The 15,186-nt window shown below is 67.4% G+C and carries 15 protein-coding genes; 12 read left to right on the forward strand and 3 right to left on the reverse strand.

Annotated features, from left to right (window positions below; all coding sequences use genetic code 11):
- The coding region (locus CLG85_RS12730; RefSeq protein ID WP_311734994.1) for a magnesium chelatase domain-containing protein at window positions 1–455 on the reverse strand (455 nt) is incomplete at its 3' end.
- A gap of 397 nt (window positions 456–852) precedes the next feature.
- Between CLG85_RS12730 and CLG85_RS12735 the strand changes: the two genes are divergently transcribed.
- From CLG85_RS12735 to CLG85_RS12770, 8 genes are all read left to right on the forward strand, one after another.
- Window positions 853–1,734 (forward strand): RNA polymerase factor sigma-32, encoded by an 882-nt coding sequence (locus tag CLG85_RS12735; protein ID WP_095884324.1) that lies wholly within the window; start codon window positions 853–855, stop codon window positions 1,732–1,734.
- Window positions 1,731–2,561, forward strand: a complete 831-nt coding sequence (locus tag CLG85_RS12740) for a ChaN family lipoprotein (RefSeq protein WP_260349027.1) — start codon at window positions 1,731–1,733, stop codon at window positions 2,559–2,561. The genes CLG85_RS12735 and CLG85_RS12740 overlap by 4 nt, the downstream gene beginning before the upstream one ends.
- Window positions 2,562–2,670: 109 nt before the next feature.
- Window positions 2,671–3,867, forward strand: coding sequence for a bifunctional phosphopantothenoylcysteine decarboxylase/phosphopantothenate--cysteine ligase CoaBC (coaBC, locus tag CLG85_RS12745; RefSeq protein WP_260349028.1), 1,197 nt, complete (start codon window positions 2,671–2,673; stop codon window positions 3,865–3,867).
- An 89-nt stretch (window positions 3,868–3,956) separates the two neighbouring features.
- On the forward strand, window positions 3,957–4,394 hold the full coding sequence (gene dut, locus CLG85_RS12750) for a dUTP diphosphatase (protein ID WP_375796921.1): 438 nt from the start codon (window positions 3,957–3,959) through the stop codon (window positions 4,392–4,394).
- Entirely contained in the window at window positions 4,394–5,449 is a 1,056-nt protein-coding gene (locus CLG85_RS12755; protein ID WP_260349030.1) for a HesA/MoeB/ThiF family protein, read from the forward strand. Before dut ends, CLG85_RS12755 begins: the two co-directional genes overlap by 1 nt.
- A gap of 88 nt (window positions 5,450–5,537) precedes the next feature.
- The gene (locus CLG85_RS12760) at window positions 5,538–6,332 is read left to right on the forward strand and encodes a transporter substrate-binding domain-containing protein (protein WP_260349031.1); all 795 of its coding nucleotides are present in this window, start codon (window positions 5,538–5,540) and stop codon (window positions 6,330–6,332) included.
- 16 nt (window positions 6,333–6,348) lie between these two features.
- Window positions 6,349–7,134, forward strand: coding sequence for an amino acid ABC transporter permease (locus CLG85_RS12765; protein WP_095880559.1), 786 nt, complete (start codon window positions 6,349–6,351; stop codon window positions 7,132–7,134).
- Between the two features lie 162 nt (window positions 7,135–7,296).
- Window positions 7,297–9,318 (forward strand): M3 family metallopeptidase, encoded by a 2,022-nt coding sequence (locus tag CLG85_RS12770; RefSeq protein ID WP_095880558.1) that lies wholly within the window; start codon window positions 7,297–7,299, stop codon window positions 9,316–9,318.
- 17 nt (window positions 9,319–9,335) lie between these two features.
- Here the strand turns inward: CLG85_RS12770 and CLG85_RS12775 are convergent, their stop codons facing one another.
- Window positions 9,336–10,325 (reverse strand): TraB/GumN family protein, encoded by a 990-nt coding sequence (locus tag CLG85_RS12775; protein ID WP_095880557.1) that lies wholly within the window; start codon window positions 10,323–10,325, stop codon window positions 9,336–9,338.
- Between the two features lie 85 nt (window positions 10,326–10,410).
- On the opposite strand from CLG85_RS12775, the gene CLG85_RS12780 reads away from it, so the two are divergent.
- Window positions 10,411–11,088 carry a DUF2161 domain-containing phosphodiesterase gene (locus tag CLG85_RS12780; protein WP_095880561.1) on the forward strand — a complete coding sequence of 226 codons (678 nt, stop codon included), beginning with the start codon at window positions 10,411–10,413 and terminating at the stop codon, window positions 11,086–11,088.
- A gap of 19 nt (window positions 11,089–11,107) precedes the next feature.
- Here the strand turns inward: CLG85_RS12780 and CLG85_RS12785 are convergent, their stop codons facing one another.
- Entirely contained in the window at window positions 11,108–12,067 is a 960-nt protein-coding gene (locus tag CLG85_RS12785; protein WP_095880556.1) for a DMT family transporter, read from the reverse strand.
- Between the two features lie 302 nt (window positions 12,068–12,369).
- Between CLG85_RS12785 and CLG85_RS12790 the strand changes: the two genes are divergently transcribed.
- The 3 genes from CLG85_RS12790 to CLG85_RS12800 all read left to right on the forward strand — a co-directional run bounded on the left by CLG85_RS12790 (window position 12,370) and on the right by CLG85_RS12800 (window position 15,175).
- Window positions 12,370–12,663, forward strand: a complete 294-nt coding sequence (locus tag CLG85_RS12790; protein WP_092424824.1) for a co-chaperone GroES — start codon at window positions 12,370–12,372, stop codon at window positions 12,661–12,663.
- A 71-nt stretch (window positions 12,664–12,734) separates the two neighbouring features.
- The gene (gene groL, locus CLG85_RS12795; protein WP_095880555.1) at window positions 12,735–14,375 is read left to right on the forward strand and encodes a chaperonin GroEL; all 1,641 of its coding nucleotides are present in this window, start codon (window positions 12,735–12,737) and stop codon (window positions 14,373–14,375) included.
- Between the two features lie 194 nt (window positions 14,376–14,569).
- The gene (locus tag CLG85_RS12800) at window positions 14,570–15,175 is read left to right on the forward strand and encodes a glutathione S-transferase (protein ID WP_095880554.1); all 606 of its coding nucleotides are present in this window, start codon (window positions 14,570–14,572) and stop codon (window positions 15,173–15,175) included.
- Window positions 15,176–15,186 lie beyond the last annotated feature (11 nt).

Raw genomic sequence — 15,186 nt, forward strand, 5'->3', positions numbered from 1 at the left:
CGGCAGGAGGCGACCCAGGCGGCCTCGGGGCCGCAGGCGGCGGGGCAGAGCAAGCTGCGCGCTTCGCTGGCGGCGGTGAGCGCGGCGGGCAGGGCGCCGGGCACCGCGACCAGCGCGCCCTCGAGCGTTAGCTCGCCGAGCGCGACGGTCTCGGCCACCGCGTCCGCCGGGATCACCTCGAGCGCGGCCAGCAGGCCGAGCGCGATGGGCAGGTCGAAATGCGAACCTTCCTTGGGCAGGTCGGCCGGCGAAAGGTTCACCGTGATGCGTTTCGACGGCAGGGCGATGGCCAGCGCCTGCAGCGCCGCACGGATGCGCTCGCGCGCCTCGGAGACCGCCTTGTCCGGCAGGCCGACCACGGCAAAGCCAGGCACGCCCGGGGTGACGGCGCATTGCACCTCGACGAGGCGTGCCTCGACCCCGTCAAAGGCGACGGTATAGGCGCAGGCCCCCATGCTCCGCGATCCCCTCCTGCCAGCGTTCGCCAAGATGAGGGCATCGATCTTGATGATCGGTTAACAGCTGCGTGGGAATCTGCCGGTGCATGGAAAATTTATCGCGGCACCCTAAATAAAGTCCAAGTCGCAAGAGGCGATGCGGAGGAGCGTCGCGAGCAGTTCTTGATAGACGCGCGAAAACAATGGTTTGGGACGGGTGCAGGCTCACGGGTGATGCGCGTCTTCCGCTCCTTACCCTCGTTGCTGAGGGCGTATTCGGCCCGCTCGACCACCTCCGGTGGGGCGCGGATCTCCGCTTGTGAAAATTTCTCGGAAACCAAATCGCGTGACGCGTCGTTACTATACCAAAGAGTAACGAGGCCGGCGCGCCCGGCCCAGCCAACGGGGGCCTTGCATGGCTTTGGATTCGACTTTCAACGATCAGACCCTCTCGCGCCGGGCGATGAAGGCGGAACTGCTCGATGCGGAAACCGAACTGCGTCTGGCCTACGCCTGGCGCGACCAGCGCGACGAACAGGCTCTGCACCGGCTCATCAATGCCTACATGCGGCTTGCGATTTCCATGGCCGCGAAGTTCAAGCGCTACGGGGCGCCGATGAACGATCTGGTCCAGGAAGCGGGGCTCGGCCTGATGAAGGCGGCCGACAAGTTCGACCCCGACCGCGGCGTGCGCTTTTCGACCTACGCGGTCTGGTGGATCAAGGCATCGATCCAGGATTACGTGATGCGCAACTGGTCGATGGTGCGCACCGGCTCCACCTCCTCCCAGAAATCGCTGTTCTTCAACATGCGCCGCGTCCAGGCCCGGCTCGAGCGCGAGGCCTCTTCGCGCGGCGAGATGCTGAACCGCAACGTGCTGCGCGAGATGATCGCGACCGAGATCGGCGTGCCGCTGCATGATGTCGAGATGATGGAAGGCCGGCTGTCGGGTTCGGACTACTCGCTTAACGCCACGCAGAGCACCGACGAGGACGGTCGCGAATGGATCGACACGCTGGAAGACGAGGGCGAGCAGAGCTCGATGCTCGTCGAAGGCAAGCTCGACAACGCCCAGCTGCGCGAATGGCTGGTCACCGCGATGACCTCGCTCAACGATCGCGAAAGGTTCATCGTGCGCGAACGCAAGCTGCGTGACGAGACCCGGACGCTGGAAAGCCTTGGACAGGAACTGGGTTTGTCCAAGGAGCGGGTGCGCCAGCTCGAGGCCGCGGCCTTCGCCAAGATGCGCAAGTCGCTTGAAGCGCAGTCGACCGAGGTGCAACACTTCCTCGCATGATGCGAGCCCTTGCCCTGACCCTGATGTCTCTCGCTGTGCCCTCTCTCGCGCAGCAAAGTCCTGTCTCTCCGCAGGATGGCACATCCGCCCTCATGGGGGCGGATGTGGCGTTTCTTGGAGAAGTCCATGACAACCCCGCCCACCATGCGCGGCAGGCCGAGTTGGTGTCACAGATCAAGCCGGTGGCGCTGGTCTTCGAGATGCTCTCGCCCGAGCAGGCCGGGCGGGTGACGCCCGAACTGGTGAAGGACCAGACCGCGCTGGAGGCGGCGCTCGACTGGAACGACAGCGGCTGGCCGGATTTCTCCATGTACTACCCGATCTTCGCTGCGGCACCCGAGGCCAAGGTCTTCGGCGCGGAACTCGCGCGCGAGGAAGCGCAGGCGCTTGGCAAGGGTGAACTGGGCAAGGTCTTTGGCCCCAGCGCCGGCTTCTACGGGCTGGACGAGCCACTCGACCGCGAGGAGGACGCAGCGCGACAGCAACTGCAGATGGCGGCCCATTGCAACGCCCTGCCGCTCGAGATGCTGCCGACCATGGTGGGCATCCAGCGTCTGCGCGACGCGCGGCTCGCCGAGACCGCGCTCGAGGCCTACGCCGAGCTGGGCGGGCCGGTGGTGGTGATCACCGGCAATGGCCACGCCCGCAAGGACTGGGGGGCCCCGGCACTGTTGGCACGGGCAGCGGGCGAGGTCTCGGTGGCGGCGCTTGGGCAGGGCGAGGCCGGGCAGGGGACGCCGGACGGCGGCTTCGATCTGGTCGAGGACAGCGCGCCCGCCGAGCGCGGCGATCCCTGCGAAGACTTCCAGATGCCGCAGAGCAACTGATCCGCCTTGCCACGACGTGGCGGGGCGGATTGAGTTTTCCCGGCGCGGCCTCTAACACTTGGGGCCGAAGGCGGGGCAGGCGGCCCCGATGGGCGAGGGGCGCGGCACCATGCTTTCCGGAAAACGGATACTTCTGATTATCGGCGGCGGCATCGCGGCCTACAAGTCGCTGGAGCTGATCCGGCGGCTGCGCGAGCGCGGCGCCGCGGTGACTCCGGTGATGACCCGCGCGGCGGAGGAATTCGTCACGCCGCTCTCGGTCTCGGCGCTGGCCGGGGAGGAGGTCCACCGCGATCTCTTCGACCTGACGAAAGAGGCGGAGATGGGCCACATCCAGCTCAGCCGCGTGGCCGACCTGGTGGTGGTCTCGCCGGCGACGGCGGATCTCATGGCGAAGATGGCGCAGGGTCTGGCGGGGGATCTGGCCTCGACGCTGCTTCTGGCCACCGACACGCCGGTGTTGATTGCCCCCGCGATGAACGTGCGCATGTGGCAGCACCCAGCCACGCAGCGGAACCTCAGGTTGCTGGAAGGCGACGGCCTGCGGGTGGTCGGCCCCAACGACGGCGACATGGCCTGCGGCGAATTCGGCCCGGGGCGGCTGGCAGAGCCTATGGAAATCCTCGCGGCGATCGAGGTGGCGCTGGCGGATGGCCCCTTGAAGGGGCGGCGGGTGCTGGTCACCTCAGGCCCGACGCATGAGCCGATCGACCCGGTGCGCTACATTGCCAACCGCTCTTCGGGCGCGCAGGGCACGGCGATCGCCGAGGCGCTGCGCGATCTCGGGGCCGAAGTGGTCTTTGTCACCGGTCCCGCCGATGCGCCGCGTCCCACCGGGGTCGAGGTGATCGAGGTCGAGACCGCGCGCGAGATGCGCGCCGCCGTGCTTGCCGCGCTGCCGGTCGAGGCGGCGGTCTTCGCCGCCGCCGTGGCCGACTGGCGCATGGCCGCCGAGAATGGCTCGAAGATCAAGAAGCAGGCGGGCAAGTTGCCGACGTTGGAATTCGCCGAGAACCCCGACATCCTCGCCGAGGTCTCTCAGATGAGCGAGGGGCGGCCGGAGCTGGTCGTGGGCTTTGCCGCCGAGACAGACGATGTGCTCGCCAATGCCACCGCCAAGCGGGCGCGCAAGGGCTGCGACTGGATCGTCGCCAACGATGTGTCCCCGGCGACCGGCATCATGGGCGGCAGCGAGAACGCGGTGGTGCTGATCTCCGAGGACGGCGCCGAGGAGTGGCCGCGCATGGGCAAGCGGGCGGTCGCCGCGCAACTGGCGGAGCGCATCGCCGTGGCGCTTGGCGGCTGATCGGGACATTCACTCTCAGATGACAGCGCCGGTCCGCTGAGGCACGGCGCGCGACAAGGAAAGGACGAGCCGTGGTTTCTGTGGCGATGATGTGGGACGAAGGTGCGGACCGGGAGCTGGGGCTGCCGCATTATGCGAGCGCCGGGGCGGCGGGGGCGGACCTGCGGGCGAACTTCCCCGACCGGGGCGCGGTCGACCTGGCGCCGGGCGCGCGGGCGCTGATCCCCACCGGCCTGCGCATGGCGATCCCCGAGGGCTACGAGGTGCAGATCCGTCCCCGCTCGGGGTTGGCGCTGAAACACGGCATCACCCTGCCGAACACGCCCGGCACCATCGATTCCGACTACCGCGGCCCGCTCGGGGTGATCGTGATGAACGCCGGGCAGGAGAGCTTCACAGTCGCCCATGGTGAGCGCATTGCGCAGATGATCGTCGCCCCCGTCGTGCAAAGCGCCTTCGAGCTGGTCGAGAGCCTGCCCGAGACCGTGCGCGGCGAGGGGGGCTTTGGCTCGACGGGCACCCGCTGATGCTGCTGGTTCTGGGTCTCGGCGCGGCGATCTGGGGGCTCGGGCATTTGCTCGGCGCCTCGAAGGTGGCGCGGCTCTACCTGCTGGGGCTGCTCTACGTGATCGTGCTGATGATCCAGGTCGCCCTGCCCCACGGGCACGGGCTGCGCGAACTGACCGGCGGCAGCCCGGCGCTCTGGCTGATCCTCGGCGGCTTCGTGGCGCTGGGGCTGGCCTATGCGCTGGTGCTGCGCCGGGTGAAGGCGCGGGCGCTGGCGGGCGAGGCGGCGCGCGCCGCCGAGGCGCCCTCGGGACCCGGCCGCATGTCGGACAGCGAGCTAGAGCGTTATGCCCGGCACATCGTCCTGCGCGAGCTGGGCGGGCCGGGGCAGAAGAAACTGCGCAATGCAAAGGTGCTGGTGGTCGGCGCGGGCGGGCTTGGCGCACCGGCGCTGCAGTATCTCGCGGCGGCGGGTGTCGGCACCCTCGGGGTGATCGACGACGACGTGGTCGAGAACGCCAACCTGCAGCGGCAGGTGATCCACACCGACGCCCGCATCGGCATGCCCAAGGTCTTCTCGGCGCAGGCCGCCATGGAGGCGCAGAACCCCTACGTGACGGTGAAGCCCTATCACCGGCGGATGGACCCGGAGATCGCCGAGGCGCTGATCGGTGAGTATGACCTGATCCTCGACGGCACCGACGACACAGACACCCGCTATCTCGTCAACCGCATGGCGGTCGCGCAGGGCAAACCGCTGGTCTCGGGCGCGCTCAGCCAGTGGGAGGGGCAGGTCTCGGTCTTCGATCCGGCGCGGGGCACGCCCTGCTACCAGTGCCTCTTCCCGGTTGCCGCCGCGCCGGGGATGGCGCCGAGCTGCGCGCAGGCGGGGGTGCTTGGCCCGCTGCCCGGCGTGGTGGGCGCGATGATGGCGGTCGAGGCGGTGAAGGTGATCGCCGGGGCCGGCCAGCCGCTGCTCGGCGAGATGCTGATCTACGACGCGCTCTGGGGCGAGACCCGCAAGATCACCCTCAAGCGCAAGGACGACTGCCCGGTCTGCGGCACCGCGGCCTGACCCAGCGGCCACCCCTTTGCCGCGATCTTGCCAAGTCATCCCGGCTCGCCATACTGGCGCCACAACAAAATTCCGGAGAGGTTCCCTGATGTTCAAGCCCCTAGCTGCCCCGGCGGTCGCCGCCGCGCTGCTCGCTGCCACCCCGCTTCTGGCGCAGGATCTGCCCGACCTGCAGGGGCGCGAAGTGGTGGTGGTCACCGAGAATGCCTACCCGCCGCTGCAGTTTGTCGATCCCAAGAGCGGCGAGGCGATCGGCTGGGAATATGACGCCATGGCCGAGATCGCCAAGCGCCTGAACATGACCGTCTCCTACGAGAACATATCCTGGGACGCGATGATCCCGGCGGTGAGCGAGGGGCAGTTCGACATCGGCATGACCGGCATCACCATCCGCGAGGATCGCGCCGAGATGGTCGACTTCTCCGAGCCCTACATGCGCTCGGAAATGGTCATGCTGGTGCGCGGCGACGAGGATCGCTTCACCGATGCGGCCTCCTTTGCCGCCGACGAGGACCTGCTGATGGGCGCCCAGCCCGGCACAACGCCCTTCTACGTCGGCGTCTACGACGTCCTTGATGGCAACGAGCAGACCCCGCGCATCACCCTATTCGAGACCTTCGGCGCCAGTGTGCAGGCGCTGCGCACGGGTGACATCGACCTCGTGCTGACCGATGGCACCGCAGGCGAGGGCTACGTGGCCTCCTCGGAGGGGGCGCTGAAGATCGTCGGTGAAAAACTCGGCTCCGAGGACTTCGGCTTCATCTTTCCCAAGGGGTCGGACCTCGTGGCACCGATCGATGCTGCGATCGAGAGCATGCGGGCCGACGGCACGCTGGACGCGCTGAACAAGACGTGGTTCCTCGACTACAAGATGGGCGAATGAGCCCCGCCCGCCGCGCATGAAACCGCAGACCAAGAAGGACTTCCCCTGGTGGCTCGTCGCCACCGGGGTGCTCGGCCTGATGGCCTATGGCGCGGTGCTGACCGACGAGGTGCAGGCGCAGGTGCTGCGCACCCTGCTCAAGGGCGTGCAGATCACCGTCTTCGTGACCCTGGTGGGGTTCGTGCTGGCCTCGCTCATCGGCATGGGAGTGGCGCTCATGTCGCTCTCGCGCAGCCTGGTGCTGCGCCAGATCGCGCGCTTCTACACCGAGATCCTGCGCGGCATCCCGATCCTCGTGCTGCTGCTCTACGTTGCCTTCGTGCTGGCGCCGGGGATCGTGGCGGGCTGGAACTGGATCGCCGGACACCTCGGGATCGAGCCGGTGCGGGTGCGGGATTTCTCGCTGCTCTGGCGGGCGATCCTCGCGCTGACTATTGGCTATTCGGCCTTCATCGCCGAGGTGTTCCGGGCCGGGCTCCTGTCGGTCGACGAGGGGCAGATCGAGGCCGCCGAGGCGCTGGGTCTGAGCCGCTACCAGGTGTTCCGGCTGATCGTGCTGCCGCAGGCGATCCGCACCATCCTGCCGCCTCTGGGGAACGATTTCGTCGCCATGGTCAAGGACAGCTCCCTGGTCTCGGTCCTGGGGGTGCTCGATGTGACGCAGCTCGGCAAGGTCACGGCGGCGGGAAATTTCCGCTATTTCGAGACCTACAACGTGGTGGCGCTCGTTTACCTCACGATGACCATCACCCTGTCGCTGCTCCTGCGGCGGCTCGAGGCACGGCTGCGCGACAGGCCCTGAGGGCGGCGCGGGTGGTGGGGGCGGGAGCCTCCGGCGGGGATATTTCTGCCTAGAAGAAGGGCCGGGCGCGGCGCGTCCGGGGCTGGCGTCTGAAGAAGGCGGTCGGGCGGGATTGCGGGCGCCGCGGGGGCGACCTACGTTGCCTGCAAAAGGAGTCCGCCTATGACCAACCCGCTTCTCGCCGATTGGGACACGCCCTTCGGCCTCGCCCCCTTCGAGCGCATTTCCGACGATGATTTCGCCCCCGCCTTCGAGCAGGCGCTGGCGGCGCATCTGGCCGAGATCGAGGCGATTGCCGACAATCCCGAGGCGCCGAGCTTTGCCAATACCATCGAGGCGATGGAGGGCGCGGGCGAGGCGCTCGACAAGGTGCTCTCGGTGTTCTTCACGGTGGCCGGGGCGGACAGCAACGAGGCGCGGCAGGCGCTGCAGCGCGACTTCTCGCCCAGGCTCGCGGCGCACAGCTCGGCGATCTACTCCAACGAGAGGCTCTTTGCGCGGGTGCGCGATCTCTGGGAGCGGCGCGATGCCCTCGGACTGTCGGAGGAGGAAGCGCGGGTGCTCATGCTGACACACCGCGGTTTCCTGCGCGCGGGCGCGGCGCTGACCGGGGAGGAGGCGGAGCGCATGAAGGCGGTGAAATCGCGCCTTGCGGTGCTTGGCACGCAGTTCACCCAGAACCTGCTGAAGGACGAGGCCGACTGGGTCATGCCGCTCTCCGAGGCGGATCTCGAGGGGCTGCCGAGCTTCGTCGTCGACGGTGCCCGCTCGGCGGGTGAGGCCGGAGGTCACGATGGTCCGGTGATTACCCTCTCGCGCTCGCTGATCGTGCCCTTCCTGCAGTTCTCGCCCCGGCGCGACCTGCGCGAGAAGGCCTGGCGCGCCTGGACCTCGCGCGGCGAGAACGGCGGCGAGACAGACAACCGGGGCATCGCGGCGGAGATCCTCGGCCTGCGCGAGGAACGGGCGGCACTGCTCGGCTACCCGGACTTTGCCAGTTACAAGCTCGAGACCGAGATGGCCGGCACGCCGGAACGGGTGCGCGATCTGCTGATGCAGGTCTGGGTGCCGGCCCGCGCCGCCGCCATGGCCGACCAGGCGCAGATGGAAGAGATGCTGCGCGCCGACGGGATCAACGACGACTTCCGCGCCTGGGATTGGCGTTACTATGCCGAGAAGCGGCGCAAGGCGCTGCACGATCTCGATGAGGCCGAGTTGAAGCCCTACCTGCAGCTCGAGCGGATGATCGAGGCGGCCTTCACCTGCTCCAATCGCCTGTTCGGGCTGGAGTTCCGTGAGCTGGATCAGCCGCTCTACCACCCCGATTGCCGGGCCTGGGAGGTGACACGGAACGGCGAGCATGTCGCGGTCTTCATCGGCGATTATTTCGCCCGCGCCTCGAAGCGCTCCGGCGCCTGGTGCTCGGCGATGCAGAGTCAGGCCAAGCGACCGGCCCGGAAGGCCCCCATCGTCATCAACGTCTGCAACTTCGCCAAGCCGCCCAAGGGCAAGCCGGCGCTGCTCTCTTACGACGACGCGCGCACGCTGTTCCACGAGTTCGGCCACGCGCTGCACCAGATGCTCTCGGACGTGGAGTTCGGCTCGGTTTCGGGCACTTCGGTGGCCCGCGACTTCGTGGAACTGCCGAGCCAGCTCTACGAGCACTGGCTCGAAGTGCCCGAGGTTTTGTCCGAGTTCGCCACCCATGCCGAGACTGGCGCGGCCATGCCTGAAGACCTGCTGGTCAAGGTGCTGGCGGCGGCGACCTTCGACATGGGCTTCCAGACGGTGGAATACGTGGCCTCGGCGCTGGTCGACCTCGAGTTCCACAGCGGCCTGTCCAGCGACGATCCGATGGCGAAACAGGCCGAGGTGCTGACCGAGATCGGCATGCCCTCGGCGATCACCATGCGCCACGCCACGCCGCATTTCGCCCATGTCTTTGCGGGCGACGGCTATTCCTCGGGCTATTACAGCTACATGTGGTCCGAGGTGATGGACGCCGATGCTTTCGCCGCCTTCGAGGAGGCGGGCGGGGCCTTCGATCCGGCCACCGCGTCGAGACTCGAGGAATTCATCCTCTCGAAGGGCGGCTCGGTCGAGGCCGAGGAGCTCTACACCTCGTTCCGCGGCCGCATGCCGGGCGTCGAGGCGCTGCTCAAGGGGCGCGGGCTGGCGGCCTGACCGCTCGGCCCAACCCCTCAGAAGGTCTCGCGGGTGAGGGTGTATCCCTCGTCCGCGAGCAGGTTCAGGATGCCATCGGTGCCGCTCAGGTGGGCGGCGCCGAAGGCGGCCACCACGGGGGCTTCGGTCTCTGCCGAGGCCTGCATCAGCACCGGGATCCACGCCTTGTTGCGGGCGGTGAGGAGCTGCGCCTCGGTCTCCTCCATCATCGCATCGACCTCCTCGGGTGCCTCGGGCAAGGCGCGGCGGGCGATCAGCCGCGAGATCACCCAGGTGTCGGCATGGGCCTCTTCGAAATAGGCGTCGAAGAGCGTGGCGAACTGGTCTTCGGCGGTGTCGGTGTCGAGCACCCCGGTGCGCAGCATCTCGAGTTGGTCCTCGATCGGCTCGGCGTTGAACAGGCGAAAGACGGTGTCGAAGGGTTCGAGCGCGCGCGTCGGCACCTCGGCCGCGTCGGCGATGTCCTGCAGCTTCATGTCGAGCCCGCTCTTGCCCTTGAGCTGCGCCATGGCACAGGGCGGGGTGGCGAGCATCATCGACAGGTACCAGGGCTGGAACTTGGCGGCCATGACGGCGGGAATGCCCCGGTCCTTCGCCGCCGCCGCCAGCGCCTGCCAGGCCGCTTCGGGCAGCAGTTCGGGAAGTGTCGGGCCCGAGAGGGTGAGCATCGTCGGGTCCTCGGCAATGGCCTTCTGCAGGTGCTTTTCCTCGGCGCGGGTCATCTCGAGCAGCAGCAGGCCGGCATTTTCCACCAGCGGCGTCAGCCGGGTCACGGGTGCGTCCAGCCGCGCGTCGCCGAGGTGCATGGTCCCGACGAGGTGGATCACCTTGCCATCCCGCTCGGCGCGCCAGCGATTGCCTTCGGGGAAGGGGATCGCAGCCAGCATTCGGCTGCGCTCGGCCTGTTCCGCCGGTGTGAGCGCGGGGCGCAGGTCGCTGCCTTCGCAGGCGGCGTGCAGCGCGGCAGGCAGGAGCAGGAAAAGCGAAACGAGGAACGGGCGAACCATGCTGACAACCTGACTGGGAGGGATATTCGCCTCAGGCTAGGGCAGCGGCTTGCCAGCGACAAGCCGTGCGGCGATGGTGGCGCCCATGTTGCGGGAAAGTGAACTCTATGCGCCGGTGAAGGCGCTTCTGCAGGCGCAGGGATACGAGGTGAAGGGCGAGGTGGGCGCGGCCGACCTCGTGGCGATACGCGGCGCGGAAGAGCCGGTCATCGTCGAGCTGAAGCTGAAGATCTCGCTGGCGCTGTTCCACCAGGCGCTGGCGCGGCTGCGGGTGTCCGACCTTGTCTACATCGCCGTGCCGAAACCCAGCGGGCGCACCGCGCGGCGGGCGCTGAAGGACAACCGTGCAATGTGCCGGCGGCTGGGGCTGGGGTTCATCACCGTCAAGGACGGGCGCGCCGAAGTGCAGTGCGATCCCGGCCCCTATGCACCGCGCAAGACCAAGGCCGGGCAGGCCAAGCTGCTGCGCGAGTTTAGGCGGATCACCGGTGATCCCAACGACGGCGGCGCGACCCGCCACGGCATCGTCACCGGCTACCGGCAGGACGCCCTGCGCTGCGCTGCCTTCCTCGTGGAGGCGGGCGAGAGCCGGGGGCGCGACGTGGCCGAGGCGACCGGGGTGAAGGTGGCGACCCGGCTGATGGCGGACAACCACTATGGCTGGTTCACCCGGGTGCGGGTCGGGGTCTACGCGCTGACCGAGCCGGGGCGCGCGGCACTGGTGCATTGGGCCGGAAGCTGGGAGGATGAGGCAGCGGAGTGACCTCGCTCCGGTGCCGCTGTCAGGCCTCGCTCGGGGCTGTGCGCAGCGCGTCCTCTGTCACCCGCCGGGCTCGCTTGGCCAGAACGCGTTCGCGGTAGAGCGTGTAGAGCCCCGAGGCGATGATGATCCCGCAGCCGACGAAGGTCCAGGCATCTGGCAGGTCGGCAAAGACGAGGAAGCCGTAGAGCGTGCTCCAGATGATCATCGTGTATTGCACCGGGGCCATGACCACGGCCTGGCCGAGATCCAGCCCGCGGATCAGGAGGAACTCGCCCAGCCCGGCCGCGGCGGCGATCATCAGGCAGAGCAGCAGGACCCAGCCGCTCTCCGGGGTCTGCCAGACGACGGCGAGTGGGATCGAGCACAGCAGGAAGGATGTCAGCGAGGTGTAGCTGACCGTGGTGGCGATGCTGTCCGCGCCGCTCAGATAGCGCGACAGGAGTTGCCGTGCGGCGAAGCAGACCGCCGAGACGAAGGCGAAGCCGATGGCTGGGTGAAAGACCCCCATGCCGGGGCGGATCACCACCAGCATGCCGATAAAGCCGGTGACCACCGCGGCCCAGCGGCGCGGCCCGACCGGCTCTTTCAGCAGCAGCGCTCCGAAGATCGTCACGAGGAAGGGCGCGGTGAAGGTCACCGCCGTGGCATCGGCGAGCCCGACGTGGCGCAGCGCCATGATGAAGCAGGCGGCCGAGCCGAGCGCGATCACCCCGCGCATGACCTGCAGCAGCGGGTGCGGGGTGCGCAGGACATGGCTGCCGCGCAGCGCCAGCAGCGTCACCACGCCGAGGAACAGCCCCGACTGGCGGAACCAGACGACCTGCATGAGCGGCAGATGCTCGGTCAGCAGCTTGGCCAGCATGTCGGTCAGGCCGAAGAAGCAGAAGCCGAGCGTCATGAACAGGAAGCCGCGCGCGTTGTCATGCGGCGGCGCCTGCAGGGGCGAGGGCGCCGAGATCGGCGTGTAGGGGATTGCCATGGGAGGTCTCGAGTCTGTGATCTCAGTAAGGTCATCACATTCGGCGAAGAGATGCCACGGTCTTCCGGAAGATCTTGAACACAAAGCCGCGGCTGCACATGTGCCGGGCATGGGTTCGCCGACTCCGCCGGGGTGTCACGAAATTTTCTCGGAGGGGAGTGTTGACTCAAATCGTGCGGCTGCCTAGCTATGCTGCCGTTAGCACTCCACAAGGGTGAGTGCTAACGGCCCTCGATCCCGGCGGTGTCCGGGATGTCACGGGGGGCCTACAGGGACAACCTTTGAGCTATGGAGACTCGAAGATGGCATTCAAACCGCTTCACGACCGCGTGCTGGTTCGCCGCGTTGAGAGCGACGAAAAGACCAAGGGTGGTCTGATCATCCCCGACAGCGCGAAAGAAAAGCCCGCTGAGGGCCTGATCGTGGCCTGCGGCGAAGGCGCCCGCAAGGACTCCGGCGAGCTGATCGCAATGGCTGTCAAAGCCGGCGACCGCGTGCTGTTCGGCAAATGGTCCGGCACCGAAGTGACGATCGACGGCGAAGAGCTGCTGATCATGAAGGAATCGGACATCCTCGGCATCACCGAGGCGGCCTGATCCTTTGATCGCCCAGGGGCCTCGCGCCCCGCTACGCCAGACATTCATTCAAATTTCAGGAGTACTTGCAGATGGCTGCCAAGGACGTGAAATTCAACAGCGACGCCCGTGCACGCATGCTCAAGGGCGTCAACATCCTCGCCGACGCGGTGAAGGTGACCCTCGGCCCGAAAGGCCGCAACGTCGTGCTCGACAAGTCGTTCGGCGCACCGCGCATCACCAAGGACGGTGTCTCTGTCGCCAAGGAAATCGAACTGGAAGACAAGTTCGAGAACATGGGCGCGCAGATGGTGAAGGAAGTTGCTTCCCGCACCAACGACGAAGCCGGTGACGGCACCACCACCGCGACCGTTCTCGCTCAGGCGATCGTCAAAGAGGGCATGAAGGCCGTTGCGGCCGGCATGAACCCGATGGACCTGAAGCGCGGCATCGACCTGGCAACCGCCAAGGTCGTCGAAGCGATCAAAGCAGCGGCCCGCCCGGTCAACGACAGCAACGAAGTTGCTCAGGTCGGCACCATCTCGGCGAACGGCGAAGCCGAAATCGGCCGTCAGATCGCTGACGCGATGCAGAAGGTCGGCAACGAGGGTGTCATCACCGTCGAAGAGAACAAGGGCCTCGAGACCGAGACCACCGTCGTCGAAGGCATGCAGTTCGACCGCGGCTACCTGTCGCCCTACTTCGTGACCAACGCCGACAAGATGATCGCAGAGCTCGACGACTGCCTCGTCCTGCTGCACGAGAAGAAACTCTCGTCGCTGCAGCCGCTGGTCCCGCTGCTCGAGCAGGTCATCCAGTCGCAGAAGCCGCTGCTGATCATCGCGGAAGACGTCGAAGGCGAAGCGCTGGCGACCCTCGTGGTCAACAAGCTGCGCGGCGGCCTGAAGATCGCAGCTGTCAAGGCACCGGGCTTCGGCGACCGCCGCAAGGCCATGCTGCAGGACATCGCGATCCTGACCGGCGGCCAGGTGATCTCGGAAGATCTGGGCATGAAGCTCGAGAATGTCACCATGGACATGCTCGGCACCGCCAAGACCATCAACATCTCCAAGGACGAGACCACCATCGTCGACGGTCACGGCGACAAGGCCGAGATCGAAGCACGCGTGGCTCAGATCCGCACGCAGATCGAGGAAACCACCTCGGACTACGACCGCGAGAAGCTGCAGGAACGTGTTGCCAAGCTGGCTGGCGGCGTGGCCGTCATCCGCGTCGGCGGCATGACCGAGGTTGAAGTGAAAGAGCGCAAGGACCGTGTGGACGACGCTCTGAACGCAACCCGCGCAGCCGTGCAGGAAGGCATCGTCGTCGGCGGCGGCACCGCTCTGGTGCAGGGCGCCAAGACCCTCGAAGGTCTGACCGGCATGAACTCCGACCAGAACGCCGGTATCGCCATCGTGCGCAAGGCCCTGGAAGCTCCGCTGCGCCAGATCGCCGAGAACGCAGGCGTGGACGGCTCGGTCGTCGCAGGCAAGGTGCGTGAATCGGACGACCTGAAGTTCGGCTACAACGCGCAGACCGATGAATATGGCGACATGTTCAAGTTCGGCGTGATCGACCCCGCGAAGGTCGTGCGTACCGCACTGGAAGACGCAGCTTCGGTTGCTGGCCTGCTGATCACCACCGAAGCGATGGTGGCCGACAAGCCGCAAAAAGACGCGCCCGCGATGCCCGACATGGGCGGCATGGGCGGCATGGGCGGCATGATGTAATCTGCCGGTCCATATGGACGTCTGCCTTCGGGCAGCAGGCGGGGGGCTTCGGCCCCCCGTTTTGCGTTCTTGGGCAGGAGCGCGCCCTGGAAAATCGCGGGGTGGGCCGGGGTTCGCCACCCCTGCGGCTGCCTGTTTTCCTTTCCGGGCCAGCGCGCTAGGCTCCCCGCGACAACCGCGCAAGGAGAGCCGCGATGAAACTTCTGCAGGCCGGGCCGTCGCCCTTCGTCCGCAAGGTGCTCGTCACCCTGCATGAGACCGGCCAGATCGATCAGGTGGAGCAAGTGCAGGTCGCGGCCTCGCCGGTAGCGCCCGACCCGGCGCTGATCGCCGCCAACCCCGTGGGGAAGATCCCGGCGCTGGTGCGTCCGGACGGGCCGACGCTCTATGACAGCCGGGTGATCTGCCGCTTCCTCGACGCGCGCGCGGAAGGCGGGCTCTATCCCGAAAGCCGGGTCTGGGACACGCTGGTGCTCGAGGCCACGGCGGACGGGATCATGGATGCTGCCGTGCTGATCGTCTACGAAGAGCGCTTCCGTGCCCGCGAGATGGTCTCGATGGACTGGATCGAAGGCCAGTGGGGCAAGGCGGCACGGGCGCTCGATGCGCTCGAGACGCGCTGGATGAGCCATCTCGCCGGGCGCATGGACATGGGGCATATCGCCGTGGCCTGCGCGCTGGGATATCTCGATTTCCGCCACGATGCGCGCAAGTGGCGGATCGGGCGCCCGGCGCTGGCCGCCTGGTTCGAGGCCTTTGCCGAACGCGACTCGATGAAGGCCACCGACCCGACGTCCTGAGCCGCTTTGCC

The organism is Alloyangia mangrovi (assembly GCF_002300555.2).
GTDB lineage: Bacteria > Pseudomonadota > Alphaproteobacteria > Rhodobacterales > Rhodobacteraceae > Salipiger > Salipiger mangrovi.